Below are 14,084 nucleotides of genomic sequence, written 5' to 3'. Positions count from 1 at the left end.
ACTGGTACAGCGGGCCCTTGTAGTCGGACGCGTCGCAGAGCGATTTGTAGAACTGGAATTGCAGGATGTCGGCGAGAAAGTAGCGCGTGTACGGCGTGTTGCTGGGCACGTGGTATTTCGCGCCGGCATCGAAGAATTCCTCGCCGCGCGGCGTTGCTGGCGTCACGCCCTGGTACTTCGCCTTCAGTTCCCACCAGGCCGCGTTGTATTGATCGGGCTTGATCGAGCCGTCGAACACGCCCCAGCGCCAGCGATCGATCATCAGGCCGAACGGCAGGAACGCAACCTTGGCCAGCGCCATGCGCATCTGCGAATTGATCACCGCTTCCTTGCTCACCGTCGGCTTGTCGACCAGGCCTTTCGAATTCAGATATTCCGGCGTCATCGACAGCACGATGGTGTCGCCGATCGCTTCGTGGAAACCGTCGTTGGCGCCGCTCTGGAACAGCGCCGGCGACTTCTGGTAGGCGAGGTAGTAATAGACGTGGCCGAGCTCGTGGTAGATCGTCGTGTACGATTCCTCGTCGGGTTTGATGCACATCTTGATGCGCACTTCGCCGTCCATCGACATCGGCCAGGCGCTGGCATGGCAGACCACGTCGCGGTCGCGCGGCTTGATGAACTGCGCTTTCTCCCAGAACGAATCCGGCAGCTTGGGCATGCCCAGGCTCATGTAGAAACCCTCGGCCTCGCGCACCATGGCTTTCGCCTGGGCGAGATCGGCGGCACGGCCGACTTCGATGCTTTCTGCGGCGCTGGCCGCGTGGCCGTTGCTCTTGGCGAAATCGGCGAGCAGGATCTGGTAGCGCTCGTCGCGTTGTTTCTGCAGCGCGGTGGTGATGTCGAGCTTGGGCACCTTGCTGTATGGCTGCAGCAGCGGCCACAGATTGCCCCAGTCCTGCTGCCAGAGATTGCCGGTGAGGTGCGCGGGAATCATGCCCTTGATCTGGCCCTTGTCGGCACCGTATTTGTCGACCAGCTTGTTCTTGGCATAGCACTGCAGGTCGTCGTAAAGCGGTTTGACCTGGCTCCAGAGGCGATCGGTTTCGCTGCGGAAATCGGCCGGCGACATGTCGTAGCCGCTGCGCCACAGTTCGCCGGTGTTGGCGAAGCCCTGGTCGCGCGCGCCTTCGTTGCTGAGTTCGACGAAGCGCTGATAGTCCTTGCGCATCGGCACCGAGATCGTGTGCCAGCCCTGCCAGGCGGTGAGTTGTTCGTCGTAACTTTTGTGCGCGGTGTCGGCGAGGATGTCCTCGATCTGGCCAATGTCTTCGCAGGTCGCGCTGTTGTTTGCATCCGGGCAGAACTTACCGGCGCCGTAGGCACCGTCGAGCCGGGTGCCCAGTTGCGTGAGCTCGGCCAGATGCGCGGGATTCTTCGGCGGCGGCACGGTGATGCCCAGGCGCAGCAATTGCAGGGCGCGGCTGCTGTCGGCACTCATGGTCTGGCCGTTGAAGCGCCGCGACTGCTCGACGTATTCGCCAAGCTTGATCAGCGCGCGCTCGTTCGCCTTCGAGGCGATGGTCGCGCTGTCGTCGTTGATGTACGTTTCCGACAGCCATTGCGCGGCGGTGTTTTCGACATAGTCGGCACGCATTTCGGCGTTGACGCGGGCCACGAATTCGTCGGCGGTTTCCTTGCCGTCTTTACCCTTGGCCATGGCGGCGCTGGCGATCGTGAGCAGGCTGGTGCAGATGGCAAGCGTGAGCAGCGCGCGTTGAGGTTTCACGTGTCGACTCCGGAAGCGGCCGCGAGGGCAGGGAGTCCGAAGGCTAGACCTCGCAGGTGGCGCGACGCAAGTCAGCTCGTGTAGGAGCGGCGTGAGCCGCGATAGGTCGCAATCGAAGAGAAAGCAATCGCGGCTAAAGCCGCTCCTACGGATCAGCGGGGGAGAAGATTCTTCTGCACAAGAAACGCCCGCGCATCCTCGGCATCGTTCTCGAACCAGGCGCGCGCGGAACCGAGACGGAAGGTGTAGCCCCATTCGTCCATGTCGGCCATCAGGCGCGCGCTGCCGACGCCTGGCAGGCGCTCGGCGAGAAGAATCTGCAGGTAGCAGGTGGCGTCTTCCTCGGCGACCGAATCGGTGGCATCGGTGTGCACCGCGGCGCGACGTTCCGGCGGCATCACGATCAGGTGACCGGCTTCGTGCAGCAGCGAATGCACCGGCGTATCGCTGCGCGCGAAGACATCGCTGCCAATCAGCCCGGCCTCGACCTCGCCCCAGAAACTGCCGGGAATCGCCTCGCCGTCGGGGATTTCGACCAGCGACAGCCCATGGCTCGCGAGCAATGCACGCGGGGCGTCGAAACCGATGTCGGCGAGGGTGAGCATGGAGGGAATTGCGCGTGTAGGAGCGATGGCAATCGCGACCATGCTTGCGGAAGCGATCCGGTCGCGATTGCCATCGCCATCGCTCCTACAGGCTGCATCAACCTGCGGCGGCGGCGCCTTTTTCCGGCAGGGTCACCGAGATGTCGAGCAGCTCGTGCTCGCCGTCCTTGTGCAGGTCGACTTTCACGGCCTCGATGTCGACGTTGATGTATTTCTTGATCACTTCCAGCAACTCGCGTTGCAGCATCGGCAGGTAATCGGGCGCGCCGCGTTCGCGACGGCCCTGCTCGATGATGATGCGCAGGCGGTCCTTGGCGACGTTGGCGGTGTTCTTGCTGCGCTGACTCAGGAAATCGAAGAGGCCCATGGCTCAGCCTCCAAAGATCTTCGAGAAGAAACCTTTCTTCTCGACGGTGATGAAGCGCAGGGGTTTTTCCTCGCCGAGGATGCGTGCGACCGCGTCGACGTAGGCCATGCCGGCGTTCGAGGCTTCGTCGAGGATCACCGGGTTGCCGGAGTTCGAGGACTGCAGCACTTCCGGCGATTCCGGAATCACGCCGATCACTTTCAGGCCGAGGATTTCCTCGACGTCGCCAATCGAGAGCATGTCGCCCTTCTCGACGCGCTCGGGGCTGTAGCGGGTCAGCAGCAGATGTTCCTTGACGCGCTCGCCGTTCTCGGCGCGCTTGGTCTTGGAGGCGAGCAGGCCGAGGATGCGGTCGGAGTCGCGCACCGAGGACACTTCCGGATTGACCACGACCACCGCGCGATCGGCGAAATACATCGCCAGGAACGCGCCTTTCTCGATACCGGCCGGGGAATCGCAGACGATGAAATCGAAACCGTCATCGGCGAGATCCTTGAGCACTTTCTCGACGCCTTCCTTGGTCAGCGCGTCTTTGTCGCGCGTCTGCGAGGCGGCGAGGATGTAGAGATTCTCGAAGCGCTTGTCCTTGATCAGGGCCTGCTTGATCGAAGCTTCGCCGTGCACGACGTTGACGAAGTCGTACACCACGCGGCGCTCGCAGCCCATGATCAGGTCGAGGTTGCGCAGGCCGACGTCGAAGTCGATCACGGCGGTGCGCTTGCCGGCTTTCGCCAGGCCGCAGGCGAGGCTGGCGCTGGTGGTGGTCTTGCCGACGCCGCCCTTGCCCGAGGTCACTACGATGATTTCAGCCAATGGTGTTCTCCGTTCCTGTCATGTTTGTTCGAATTGTTATTCAGGCCAGCTCTTCGATACGCAGCTGTTCGTTTTCAAGCCAGATCTGCACCGGTTTCCCGATCAGCGTCTTGGGGATTTCTTCCAGCACCTTGTACGTGCCGGCAACGGCGACGAGTTCGGCGTGGAATTCGCGGCAGAAAATGCGCGCGGTCTCGATGCCACCGGCGCCGGCGAGTGCGCGGCCGCGCAGCGCGCCGTAGATGTGGATCGAACCATCGGAGATGACTTCCGCGCCAGCGCCGACGGTGGCGCAGACGGTGAGGTCGCGATTCTGCGCGTACACCTGCTGGCCGGAACGCACCGGCTGCACGTGCACCAGGCCGGGATCGGCCTTAGCCGCGGCGGCGACAGGTTTCGCCGGTTCCGGTGCGACTTCGGCAGCGACGCTCTTCGCTTTCGGCGCAGGAGTTTCCGCGGCGGCGGCAAGGGGTTCGTAGGAGGCGCGGAATTTTGCCAGCAGCGGCAGACCGACGGCTTTCGAAAGCGTTTCGATATCGCTGGTGCCGTAGGCGATGCCGATCGGCAGCACGCCGGCCGATTGCAGGCCGGCGACCAGGGCCTTGACCGTCGCGGCATCGGGCGTGTCGGACAAGCCACCGAAATCGAGGATCACCGCGGCGCGATCGAACAGCTTCGGTGCGCTGCGCACACGCTCGCGCATTTCCGCGGAAAGTTTGTCGATGTCGAGGTGGCGGATGCGCAGGTTGGCGATGCCGACCTGGCCGATCTTGAGTTCGCCGGCTTGGGCGTAGTCCGGAAGCGTTGCCGACATGCTCAGGTTCCGGTCGCGAGGTGGGGTTTGCGGTCGCGGATGGGACGCGCCTTCAGCCAGGGCTGATCGGGCAGTTTGTCGCCATAGGTCTCGCGTACGTAGGGATAGCTGCACAATTCCTTGATCAGCATGCAGGCGCGCAGACCGTGATCGGTCATCGCGTGCTGACCGACTTCGCGGAAACCGAAACTGCCGTGGAAGAGCAGGGCCGGATGGCTGTTGCTTTCCATGAATACTTCCGTCGCCAGTTGCGGCACGCGCAATTCGGCGAAGCTCTGCACGTCGCCATAGAACACCCGGCCGACGCCGGCGCCACGACGGCTGCTGGCGACGACGATGCGGTCGACGTAGAGGAATTCCGGGTAACGCTCCCGGAACCAGAGGAAGTTGCTGCTGTCGTGCGGGGCCTGGTGCGACAGGGCGACGAGGAAGCCCGCCATCAGGCCGTCTTTCTCGGCGACCCGGAAGTAGTCGGCGTGTTCCCAGAAGAAGCGGAGCTTGGCCGAATCCATCGGCAGGATGCCGGGTCCCGCCGCATTGTTGAGCGCTAGAACCAAATCCAGCTCGTGCTCGCGCACGTCGCGGATGATGATCGACATTGTCTTGCTGACTCCCGGTGCCGGGGGCGCGCCAAGCAGGCGCGGCCAAAAACAGGGGGCGATTATCGCATGGCCTCCGGCCTGCCGCGACCGGTCCGTGCGCCGTCGACGATGGGTTAACGGGTTGTTATCCGTTACTTTCGGACTGCATGTGTCGGCCCCGGGTCGCCTAAGATGGGGCATGCCACTGCGCCTGAGCCACACCCAACTGCTGCGTTACGCCGGACTGTTCACCTGGGCGGTGGTCGGGATTCCGCTGGTCTTCAACACGCTTTATTTCCCCGTCGGCGAAGTGGACGAAGCCTTGGGGCCGCCGGACATGGTCGGATCGACGATCGCGTATTTCGTGTTCGGCGTCGCGTACTGGTTGGTCACGCGCGAGCTCGGTCAACGGCGGCCACGCTGGTACGACATTCTTCTGCTCGGCGCGCTGACCGTTTCCGCGATCGCGGTCAGCAAGCTCACCCATACCGGGCTCGGCAGCATCCTGTTGATGCTGGTTTCGGGCGTGATTCCCTGGTTGATGCCGCTGAGCGTGGGCGTGGCCTGGTTGGTCCTGCAACATGTTGCGTTGGTGCCGGTATTCGAGCGCATGGGCGGGTTCACGCCGATGGCGGCGGTATTGCAGGCCGCGCTCTATATCGGCTATTCGAGTTTCACCTTCATCACCGGCCTGGTCGCCAAGCAGCAGGCGCAGGCGCGCGAAGACCAGCGCCGGCTCAATTCGGAATTGCGCGCGACCCGCGCTCTGCTCGCGGAAAGTTCGCGCATGAGCGAGCGCCTGCGTATCTCGCGCGAACTGCACGATCTGCTCGGACATCACCTCACTGCGCTGAGCTTGAATCTGGAAGTCGCCGGCCATCTCACCGAGGGCAAGGCACAGGATCACGTCAAGCAAAGCCACACGCTGGCCAAGCTGCTGCTCACCGACGTGCGTGAGGCGGTGAGCGAGATGCGCGAGGAGCGCGGCATCGATCTGGGCGTGGCCTTGCGCACCCTGGTCGAAGGCGTGCCCGCGCTGGAAGTGATCCTCAACATTCCCGATCGCCTGCAGCTCGAGGATCCGGAGCGCGCGCAGGTCATGCTGCGCTGCGCCCAGGAAATCATCACCAATGCCGTGCGGCACGCCGGCGCCAACCATCTGTGGCTGCGGGTCGAACTGGAGCCGGGCATGATCCATCTGAATGCCCGCGACGACGGCCGCGGCGGCGAGCATCCCAAGCCCGGCAATGGTTTGAGCGGCATGCGCGAAAGACTGGCCGCTTATGGTGGCCGCGCCGATATCATCACTGCGCCGGGGCAGGGATTCGCCCTGAACATCTGTTTACCTCTGGAGATCAGCCCATGATCCGTGTTTGCCTGGTCGACGACCAAACCCTGGTGCGCCAGGGCGTACGCTCCCTGCTGGAACTGGCCGACAACATCGAGGTGATCGCTGAAGCCGGCGACGGCAAGCAGGCGGTCGAGCTGATCCCGCAGATCAAGCCCGATGTCGTGCTGATGGACATGCGCATGCCGGTGATGTCGGGCCTGGAAGCGCTGCAGGCGCTGGCGGCGCTTGGAGCCTTGCCGCCGACCATCATCCTGACCACGTTCGACGACGATCAGCTGGTGCTCGCCGGCATCAAGGCCGGTGCGCGCGGCTACCTTCTCAAGGATGTGTCGCTGGACCAACTGGTGTCGGCGATCCAGACCGTCGCCGAGGGTGGCTCGCTGGTGCAGCCGGCCGTGACCCAGCGTCTGCTCTCGGGCCTGGAGGGACTCAACAACGAATTCGTCAGCCTGGAACAACCCGACCCGCTGACCGATCGCGAGACCGAAATCCTGCGCCTGATGGCCGGCGGCTTTTCCAACAAGGAAATCGCCAATTCGCTGGGCGTGGCCGAGGGAACCGTGAAGAACCACGTGTCCAACATTCTTTCCAAACTCGGCGTGCGCGATCGCACCCGGGCCGTGCTCAAGGCCTTCGAACTCAAGCTCGTTTGAGGCAGGTGCAGGGGCCGGTCCGGGGCCCCTGCCGGGTCCGGTTCCGACCTGCTATCCTCTCCCGTTCCTGCGGCGGGGTGATCGTCCTCGCCGAGGGCCGTTCCTGGAGAGCCCCCGAATGACCCGTTTTATTGAATTCCTGATTTCCCTCCTGCTCGTTGCCGTGGCGTTTGTGGTGATTGGCCTGTTCCTGCCGGCCAAGCGCAGCTTCAGTTTCACCACCGAGACCAATCGCCCGATGGCCACGGTCGAGGATCTGCTCAACGGTTTCGGCCGGTTCAAGGATTGGAACCCGCTGATCCGCCACGACCCGCACATGAAGACCAGCCTGTCCGGTCCTGCCCAGGGCGTCGGCGCCAAGTTCAACTACAGCTCCAACGACAAGACCGTCGGCGATGGCAGCTGGGAAATCGTCGAGAGCGTGCCGGGCGAGAAAGTCCGCTACCGCCTCGTCAACGAATCCCGCGGCGCCGACAAGTTCATGACCTTCAGGCTCGAGCGCACGGGTCAGCAGAACCGAAACGTCAAGATCACCCAGCAGTACACCGTCAACTATGGCTGGGATCTGCTCGGTCGCTATTCCGGCCTGTACGTCTCGCGCAATGTCGGCGACGACATCAAGCGCGGCCTCGACAAGTTCTCCAGCTTCCTGGCGACGATTCCGAAATTCGACTACAGCAAGGATTCCTCGTCGTACGAGTTCGTCGACCAGCCGGCGCAGGACATCCTCGTGGTGAGCACGGCGTCCAAGCGCAGCAACGACGAGATCATGACGGCGATGAACAACCAGCTGGCCTGGATCAACAAGGTCATGGCCTCCAATGGCCTGGTCGCTTCCGGACCGCTGCGCATCGTCACCAACGAATTCACTGGCGACAGCTATGGCTTCGATGTCGTGATGCCGATCCGCAAGGCTTCGGCTCCGGCGGATGCGCCGGCCGGCGAGAAGCTGGTGGTCGCGGTCGAAGGTCCGGTCAGTTACGACCAGCTGCCGGCGCGTCGCGTGGCAGTGACGTCCTACACCGGCCCGGCGCCGGGCCTGGCACGCCGCCGCGATGAGTTGCGCGCCTGGGCGATGACCCATGGTTCCGATACCACCGGCGCGCCTTACGAGGATTACGTTGACGGCGTCAGCGCGATGCTCAACGAGGATGCCAAGTTCAAGGTCTACTGGCCGGTCAAGCCGGCGCAGTAAGACGGACGTACGCAGGGCGGGCCGATGGCCCGCTCTTGCGTTGGGGGCCCGGCGCTGTGGCGACCGGAAACTTCCCGGTCCTGGCGTGATAATTTTTTGGCGGCGCAACCCGCCTTTTTCCTGCCTGTTTCCTTCCTGCTAGTTCCTGCTTGATTTACGGGGCTCCGATGATCGAGGCAACCGCCCTCAGCAAACGCTACGGCCGCGTCAACGCCGTGGACAGCGTCAGTTTCAAGGCCGAGCCCGGCGAAGTGCTCGGTTTTCTCGGCCCAAACGGCGCCGGCAAATCCACCACGATGAAGATGATCGCCGGCTTCCTGGCGCCGTCCGCCGGCACCGCCAGTGTCTGCGGCCACGATGTGCTTGCTGATTCATTGGCGGCACGCCGCGTGCTGGGCTATCTGCCTGAAGGCGCGCCGGCCTACGGCGAAATGACGCCGCGCAGCTTCCTGGATTTCATCGCCGACCTGCGCGGCCTCGGTGGCGATCATCGCCGCCAGCGCCTGGATTTTGTCATCGCCCGCCTCAGCCTGTCGGCGGTGCTTGAACAGACCATCGACACCTTGTCGAAAGGCTTCAAGCGCCGTGTCGGCCTGGCCGCGGCGATCGTGCACGATCCTGCGGCACTCATCCTCGACGAACCCACCGACGGCCTCGATCCGAACCAGAAGCACGAAGTGCGCGCCTTGATCGCCGAGCTCGCGAAAGAGCGCACCTTGCTGTTGTCCACACACATCCTCGAAGAGGTCGAGGCCGTGTGCACCCGCGCGATCATCATCGCCAACGGCAAGATTCTCGCCGACGCCACGCCCGCCGAATTGTTGGCGCGGTCGCGCTACCACAATGCGATTTCGCTGCAGGCGCAGGACAGCATCGCCGCCCGCGCCGCGCTCGACGGCATGCCCGGCGTCAGTGGCTTCGAACTCGACGAGCGCGAGCAGCGCCTGTACGTGTTTCCGCAGGGCCGGACGAAATTGCTCGCCGATGTCGTTGGCGATCGTCTGCGCCAGCGTAGCGTCGCATTCGCCGCGCTGCGCACCGAGCATGGCCGCCTGGATGAAGTATTCCGCAGCATCACCGCACCGGAGGCCAAGGCATGAGTCTGGTCGGCGCGATTTTCCGGCGGGAATTTTCCAGCTATTTCGCCACGCCGCTGGCGATGGTGTTCATCGTGATTTTCCTGCTGCTCGCCGGGGCCTTCACTTTCTATCTCGGTGATTTCTTCGAGATCGGCCAGGCCGACCTGCAGGTGTTCTTCCGCTTCCATCCCTGGCTGTATCTGCTGCTGGTGCCGGCGGTGGCGATGCGCCTGTGGGCCGAGGAGCGCAAGTCCGGCACGCTGGAGTTGCTGCTCACGCAGCCAGTGACGCTGTGGCAGGCGGTGCTCGGAAAATTTCTCGCAGCCTGGGTCTTCATCGGTGTCGCGCTGGCGTTGACGTTTCCGATCTGGATCACCGTCAACTGGCTGGGCAGCCCGGACAACGGTGTGATCTTCGCCAGCTATATCGGTAGTTGGTTGATGGCCGGTGCCTTTCTCGCAGTCGGCAGTTGCCTGTCGGCGGCGACGCGCAGCCAGGTCGTGGCCTTCATCCTCACCGTGGTGCTGTGTCTGCTGATGTTGCTCGCCGGCTTCCCGCTGGCCTTGGACATGGTGCGTTCGCTCGCGCCGCAATGGGTTGTCGATGCGATCAGCGGTCTGAGTTTCCTCACGCATTTCCAGGCCATCACCCGCGGCGTGCTCGATTTGCGCGACGTGTCCTACTTCCTGCTCAGCATCGCCGCCTGGCTGTTCGCCACGGTGCTGGTGATCGACCTCAAGAAAGCCGACTGAGGCCGCCATGTCCCTCTTCTCGTCCATCTTCAATCGTCGCAGCTTCCCGGCTTTCGCATTGCCGCTGCTGGCTCTCGTATTCATCGCGCTGGTGGCGTTGTCGGCGTTTGCGCTGCGCGGCCTGCGCGTCGATCTCACCGAGCATCGGCTGTACACGCTGTCGGCCGGCACGCAGCGCATCCTCGACCGCATCAAGGAGCCGGTGAAGCTGCAGCTTTACTATTCCGAGAAAGCCAGCCGCAGCCAGCCGCAGTTCCGCGTCTACGCGCAGCGCGTGCGCGAATTGCTCGACGAAGTCGTCGCGCGCTCGCACGGCAAGGTCACGCTGGTCGTGACCGATCCGGAATCGTTTTCGGAAGCGGAAGAAAAAGCCGCGAGTCTCGGCCTGCAGGGCGTGCCGCTGGCGGGCACCGGCGACACGTTGTATTTCGGACTGGTCGGCAGCAACAGTACTGATGGCCAGACCATCATGCCGTTCATCCAGCCGGACAAGGAAGGCTTTCTCGAATACGACCTGGCCAAGCTGATCTCGACATTGGCGATCGACAAGAAGCCGGTACTTGCGCTGCTCAGCGACTTGCCGACCGGGCCGGGCATGGACCAGATCACGCAGCAGCCGACGATGGGCTGGGTGGTCGATCGCCAGCTTTCCGAATTGTTCGAGATGCGCCGCCTGCAGCCCAATCCGGTATCGATCGGCGATGACGTCGACCTGCTGATGGTGGTGCATCCGAAAGCGATTTCCGAAGACACCCAGTACGCGATCGACCAGTTCGTAATGCGCGGCGGCCATCTGCTGGTGTTCGTCGATCCGCTCGCCGAATCCGATCCGGCCGGCACCATGGTCGACCTCGCGCAGGCGCAGCCGCCGATGCTTTCGTCGGATCTGCCGCGTTTGTTCAAGACCTGGGGACTGGATTACGACCCGAGCAAGGTCGTGCTGGATTCGACCTATGCGTTGCAGGTGCAGCCGGATCCGAATGCGCCGCCGGTGCGTCATCTGGCGATTCTCGGTCTGCACGACAAGGCGATGAACAAGCAGGACGTGATCACCGCGGGCCTCGACAGTCTCAATCTGTCCAGCGTCGGTGCGCTGTCGTTGCACGCCGGTTCGCCGCTGAAGATGGAAGCGCTGGTGCAGAGTTCGGCAGCGACCATGCTCGCCGATACCAACGCAGTGCGTCAGGCCAGCCGTAATCCCGGCGAACTCACCGATGCGTTCAAGCCCGACGGCCAGGAAACCCGCATCCTCGCCGCACGGCTGAGCGGTCCGTTGAAGTCCGCATTCCCCGAGCGCAGTGGCATGGCCGGGCATCTGGCCACGAGCAAAGGCGAGGCCAACATCATCGTCGTGGCAGATACCGACCTGCTCAGCGATCGCCTCTGGGTGCAGGTGCAGAACTACATGGGCCAGGACATCTTCAATCCGTTCGCCAACAACGCCGACTTCGTCTACAACGCCGTCGACAACATGGTCGGCAATGCCGACCTGATCGCGGTGCGCACGCGCGCTTCCGCAAGCCGGCCGTTCGAACGCGTCGACGTGATCCGGCGCGCTGCCGAGCAGCGTTTCCAGAGCAAGCAGAAACAGCTGCAGCAGCAGCTCGGCGACCTCGAGGAAAAACTCTCGCAGCTGCAGCCATCCACGGCGGGCGGCGCCGCGCCTAACCTCAATCGCGAACAGCAACGGCAGCTGCTGCAGTACCAGGAGCAGAAGCTCAAGACCCGCCGCGACCTGCGCGACGTCCAGCATCAGCTCAATGCCGACATCGAATCGCTGGGCACGCGCCTGAAACTCATCAATATCCTCGGCATTCCCTTGCTGCTGATGTTGCTGGCCGGGGTGATCGCGCTGCGTCGCGTCCTGAATCGTCGCGACGCGGCGAACTGAATGCGCGGGTCGGTCCGGCCTGCGGCACTGTGTTTTCTGGCCGCGATGCTCGCGGCCTGCAGTGCTTCCGCGCCCGACGGCAGCCGTGCGCCAGCGTTGATCCTGCCTGGTCTCGCCGCGCAGCAGGCGTCGCTGCATCGTCTGCGCGTGGTCGGTGGCGACAACCAGACGCTGGTGACCTTGGAAAAGGATCGTGGCCTCTGGCGCGTGCGCGAACGCGTCGACTGGCCCGCGGATCCGTTGCTGGTCAACGACGTCATCACGACGCTGGCACAGGTGCATGGCAGCGAAGCGAAAACCGACGACCCTGCGTTGTATGCACGCATCGGCGTGGAGCCGGTCGCGCTGCCCGCCTCGCGCAGCACGGAACTGCAGCTCGAAGGCGACGGCGGAAAATTCGCGGTGCTGATCGGCAGGCTGCGTCTGAACCCGCGCGGCAGCTATTTGCGGGTCAGCGCCGACAAGCAGTCCTGGTTCGGCGATCGCGTGCTGGACGTCCCGCGTGATCCGTCGGAATGGCTGGATCACGGCCTGGTCGATCTGCCTCTGGCACGGGTCGCCGCAGTCGACATCGCGCCAGCCGACAGTCCGGCGTTCCGACTGGTGCGCGCCGACGATCGTTTCCGCGTCGACGATGTCGCGCCGGTCGCAGCGAAGGGCTCGCGACAGGCCGACGCGCTCGCCGGTGTACTCAACCAGCTCCGGTTCGAGGATGTCGCCAGGGATGTCGATGCGCCGGTGCCGGAGCGCGAACTGAAATTCCTCGGCATCGATGGCCTCGCCATCTCGATGCAGTGCTGGCGTCGTGAGGGCCGCATCTGGGTGCGCATGAATGCGTCCGTCGACGAGGCGCGCGCCGCCGCCTGGTTCGCGCAGACAGCGCGCAGCGGTGGCGATGCCGACATCGCTGGCCTGCACGCGCGCGTGCAGGCGATGCAGGCGCGCTGGTCGGGTTACGTGTTTCGCCTGCCGGCGCTGGAAGCGTCGGTGTTGATGCAGGGACGTGGGCAATTGCTCGCGGACGCGCCATGAATCGCGCAGCGCGCTGGCTGTCGGTATTCGCGGCGCTTTGCTGCGGCCTTTCGGTCGCGCTCGGCGCCTACGCCAGCCATGCCGCGGAAGGGAAGGCGCGCGAGCGCATCGCGCTGGCGGCGCTGTTCGCATTTGCGCACGGTCTCGGCCTGCTCGTGTTGGCGCGGCAGGAACAGTCGCGTTGGCTGACGGCGGCGATGGGTTGCCAGGCCGCGGGTGTGATCCTGTTTTCCGGCAGCCTGGTCTGCGCGGCGTTTTTCGCCTGGTCGACCGTGCTTGCCCCCGCAGGAGGCACGCTGCTGATCGCGGGATGGTTTCTGGTGGCCGTGGCGATCTGCCTGCGTCGCGATCCCTGATTCGCATCGAAGCCGGCGTCGAGCCATTGCCGGTAGCGACAGGCGCCGCCGCTTTTTCTCCGGCCGACGGTTATGCTGCGACGACGGATTCGCCTCCAGTGATACGGGACCGAGCGGAATGAAGCATCGCGAGCAATGGCAGCCCAGCAAGTACGTCTACCGCAACGGCAAGTTGGCTGCTTCCCGCGATCATGTGGAAGTCGGCGTCGGATCGCGCCTGATGGTCGATCTCGTTGCCGGTTTCTACGACCGCAACCTGCCGATTCATGCGAAAGGCCGTTTGCTGGATCTGGGCTGCGGGAAAGTCCCGCTGTTCGCCGCCTACAGCAAGCTTGTGACGGACAATATCTGCGTCGATTGGGAAAACAGCCTGCATCCGAATGCGTATCTCGACTTCGAGTGCGATATCACCGCGAGTTTGCCGTTCAAGGATGGCGAATTCGACACCATCATCCTGTCGGACGTCCTCGAACACATTCCGCAGCCGGAACGGCTCATGGCCGACATGGCCAGGATGCTGTCGGCAAACGGAAAGTTGATCTTGAATGTGCCGTTCTTTTACTGGATCCATGAACGGCCGCACGATTACTACCGCTACACGGAATTCGCATTGCGCCGTTTCGTCGATGGCGCGGGGCTGAAACTGCTGCAACTGGATGCGGTCGGCGGTTCGCCAGAAGCACTGGCAGACATGCTGGCGAAACACCTCCAGTTCGTTCCGTTGCTGGGGACGGCTTTGGCGGCTTGCGTCCAGTTTGTCGCGCGGGTTTTTGTCGGCACCTCTTTCGGCGGAAAAATATCCCGGAAAACCGCCGAAGGATTTCCGCTGGGTTATTTCCTGGTGGCGGAAAAGCACTGAAAACCGC

The 14,084-nt window shown here is 63.7% G+C and carries 15 protein-coding genes; 9 read left to right on the top strand and 6 right to left on the bottom strand.

Annotated features, from left to right (window positions below):
• The 6 genes from VKM35_RS09375 to VKM35_RS09350 form a co-directional block, all read right to left on the bottom strand.
• The coding region (locus VKM35_RS09375; protein ID WP_324320723.1) for a M2 family metallopeptidase at positions 1-1,729 on the bottom strand (1,729 nt) is incomplete at its 3' end.
• 152 nt (positions 1,730-1,881) lie between these two features.
• The gene (locus VKM35_RS09370; protein WP_324320721.1) at positions 1,882-2,376 is read right to left on the bottom strand and encodes a hypothetical protein; all 495 of its coding nucleotides are present in this window, start codon (positions 2,374-2,376) and stop codon (positions 1,882-1,884) included.
• A 55-nt stretch (positions 2,377-2,431) separates the two neighbouring features.
• Complete coding sequence (gene minE / locus VKM35_RS09365) at positions 2,432-2,701, bottom strand: cell division topological specificity factor MinE (RefSeq protein ID WP_324320719.1); 270 nt, start codon at positions 2,699-2,701, stop codon at positions 2,432-2,434.
• Between the two features lie 3 nt (positions 2,702-2,704).
• Positions 2,705-3,514 (bottom strand): septum site-determining protein MinD, encoded by an 810-nt coding sequence (minD, locus tag VKM35_RS09360; RefSeq protein ID WP_324320717.1) that lies wholly within the window; start codon positions 3,512-3,514, stop codon positions 2,705-2,707.
• A gap of 40 nt (positions 3,515-3,554) precedes the next feature.
• Positions 3,555-4,328, bottom strand: coding sequence for a septum site-determining protein MinC (gene minC / locus VKM35_RS09355; RefSeq protein WP_324320715.1), 774 nt, complete (start codon positions 4,326-4,328; stop codon positions 3,555-3,557).
• Between the two features lie 2 nt (positions 4,329-4,330).
• Positions 4,331-4,927, bottom strand: a complete 597-nt coding sequence (locus tag VKM35_RS09350; RefSeq protein ID WP_324320713.1) for a GNAT family N-acetyltransferase — start codon at positions 4,925-4,927, stop codon at positions 4,331-4,333.
• Positions 4,928-5,108: 181 nt separating this feature from the next.
• Here VKM35_RS09350 and VKM35_RS09345 point away from each other — a divergent pair, with 181 nt between their 5' ends.
• The 9 genes from VKM35_RS09345 to VKM35_RS09305 all read left to right on the top strand — a co-directional run bounded on the left by VKM35_RS09345 (position 5,109) and on the right by VKM35_RS09305 (position 14,077).
• On the top strand, positions 5,109-6,275 hold the full coding sequence (locus tag VKM35_RS09345) for a sensor histidine kinase (RefSeq protein ID WP_324320711.1): 1,167 nt from the start codon (positions 5,109-5,111) through the stop codon (positions 6,273-6,275).
• Positions 6,272-6,913, top strand: coding sequence for a response regulator transcription factor (locus tag VKM35_RS09340; RefSeq protein ID WP_324320709.1), 642 nt, complete (start codon positions 6,272-6,274; stop codon positions 6,911-6,913). The genes VKM35_RS09345 and VKM35_RS09340 overlap by 4 nt, the downstream gene beginning before the upstream one ends.
• A 118-nt stretch (positions 6,914-7,031) precedes the next feature.
• Positions 7,032-8,108, top strand: coding sequence for a polyketide cyclase (locus VKM35_RS09335; protein WP_324320707.1), 1,077 nt, complete (start codon positions 7,032-7,034; stop codon positions 8,106-8,108).
• A gap of 167 nt (positions 8,109-8,275) precedes the next feature.
• Positions 8,276-9,208 carry an ABC transporter ATP-binding protein gene (locus tag VKM35_RS09330; RefSeq protein WP_324320705.1) on the top strand — a complete coding sequence of 311 codons (933 nt, stop codon included), beginning with the start codon at positions 8,276-8,278 and terminating at the stop codon, positions 9,206-9,208.
• Positions 9,205-9,939: an ABC transporter permease gene (locus tag VKM35_RS09325; RefSeq protein ID WP_324320703.1), complete on the top strand. Its 735-nt coding sequence runs from the start codon at positions 9,205-9,207 to the stop codon at positions 9,937-9,939. Before VKM35_RS09330 ends, VKM35_RS09325 begins: the two co-directional genes overlap by 4 nt.
• Before the next feature lie 7 nt (positions 9,940-9,946).
• On the top strand, positions 9,947-11,830 hold the full coding sequence (locus tag VKM35_RS09320; protein WP_324320701.1) for a GldG family protein: 1,884 nt from the start codon (positions 9,947-9,949) through the stop codon (positions 11,828-11,830).
• Positions 11,831-12,862 carry a DUF4340 domain-containing protein gene (locus VKM35_RS09315; protein WP_324320699.1) on the top strand — a complete coding sequence of 344 codons (1,032 nt, stop codon included), beginning with the start codon at positions 11,831-11,833 and terminating at the stop codon, positions 12,860-12,862.
• Positions 12,859-13,218, top strand: coding sequence for a DUF423 domain-containing protein (locus tag VKM35_RS09310; protein WP_324320697.1), 360 nt, complete (start codon positions 12,859-12,861; stop codon positions 13,216-13,218). The genes VKM35_RS09315 and VKM35_RS09310 overlap by 4 nt, the downstream gene beginning before the upstream one ends.
• Before the next feature lie 220 nt (positions 13,219-13,438).
• Positions 13,439-14,077, top strand: coding sequence for a class I SAM-dependent methyltransferase (locus tag VKM35_RS09305; RefSeq protein ID WP_324320695.1), 639 nt, complete (start codon positions 13,439-13,441; stop codon positions 14,075-14,077).
• Positions 14,078-14,084 lie beyond the last annotated feature (7 nt).

Source organism: Arenimonas sp. (assembly GCF_035312645.1).
In the GTDB taxonomy this organism is placed as follows: domain Bacteria; phylum Pseudomonadota; class Gammaproteobacteria; order Xanthomonadales; family Xanthomonadaceae; genus Arenimonas.
Note: the sequence above shows the minus strand (reverse complement) of the source record. Positions and strands in the feature narration are given on the sequence as shown.

What these genes read in the sequence shown, in the direction of transcription:
- VKM35_RS09305 (WP_324320695.1), top strand. Translation starts at nt 13,439, where the DNA reads ATGGTCGATCTCGTTGCCGGTTTCTACGACCGCAACCTGCCGATTCAT.
- VKM35_RS09310 (WP_324320697.1), top strand. Translation starts at nt 12,859, where the DNA reads ATGAATCGCGCAGCGCGCTGGCTGTCGGTATTCGCGGCGCTTTGCTGC.
- minC (WP_324320715.1), bottom strand. Translation starts at nt 4,328, where the DNA reads ATGTCGGCAACGCTTCCGGACTACGCCCAAGCCGGCGAACTCAAGATC.
- VKM35_RS09330 (WP_324320705.1), top strand. Translation starts at nt 8,276, where the DNA reads ATGATCGAGGCAACCGCCCTCAGCAAACGCTACGGCCGCGTCAACGCC.
- VKM35_RS09325 (WP_324320703.1), top strand. Translation starts at nt 9,205, where the DNA reads ATGAGTCTGGTCGGCGCGATTTTCCGGCGGGAATTTTCCAGCTATTTC.
- VKM35_RS09370 (WP_324320721.1), bottom strand. Translation starts at nt 2,376, where the DNA reads ATGGTCGCGATTGCCATCGCTCCTACACGCGCAATTCCCTCCATGCTC.
- VKM35_RS09345 (WP_324320711.1), top strand. Translation starts at nt 5,109, where the DNA reads ATGCCACTGCGCCTGAGCCACACCCAACTGCTGCGTTACGCCGGACTG.
- VKM35_RS09350 (WP_324320713.1), bottom strand. Translation starts at nt 4,927, where the DNA reads ATGTCGATCATCATCCGCGACGTGCGCGAGCACGAGCTGGATTTGGTT.
- VKM35_RS09340 (WP_324320709.1), top strand. Translation starts at nt 6,272, where the DNA reads ATGATCCGTGTTTGCCTGGTCGACGACCAAACCCTGGTGCGCCAGGGC.
- minE (WP_324320719.1), bottom strand. Translation starts at nt 2,701, where the DNA reads ATGGGCCTCTTCGATTTCCTGAGTCAGCGCAGCAAGAACACCGCCAAC.
- VKM35_RS09315 (WP_324320699.1), top strand. Translation starts at nt 11,831, where the DNA reads ATGCGCGGGTCGGTCCGGCCTGCGGCACTGTGTTTTCTGGCCGCGATG.
- VKM35_RS09335 (WP_324320707.1), top strand. Translation starts at nt 7,032, where the DNA reads ATGACCCGTTTTATTGAATTCCTGATTTCCCTCCTGCTCGTTGCCGTG.
- VKM35_RS09320 (WP_324320701.1), top strand. Translation starts at nt 9,947, where the DNA reads ATGTCCCTCTTCTCGTCCATCTTCAATCGTCGCAGCTTCCCGGCTTTC.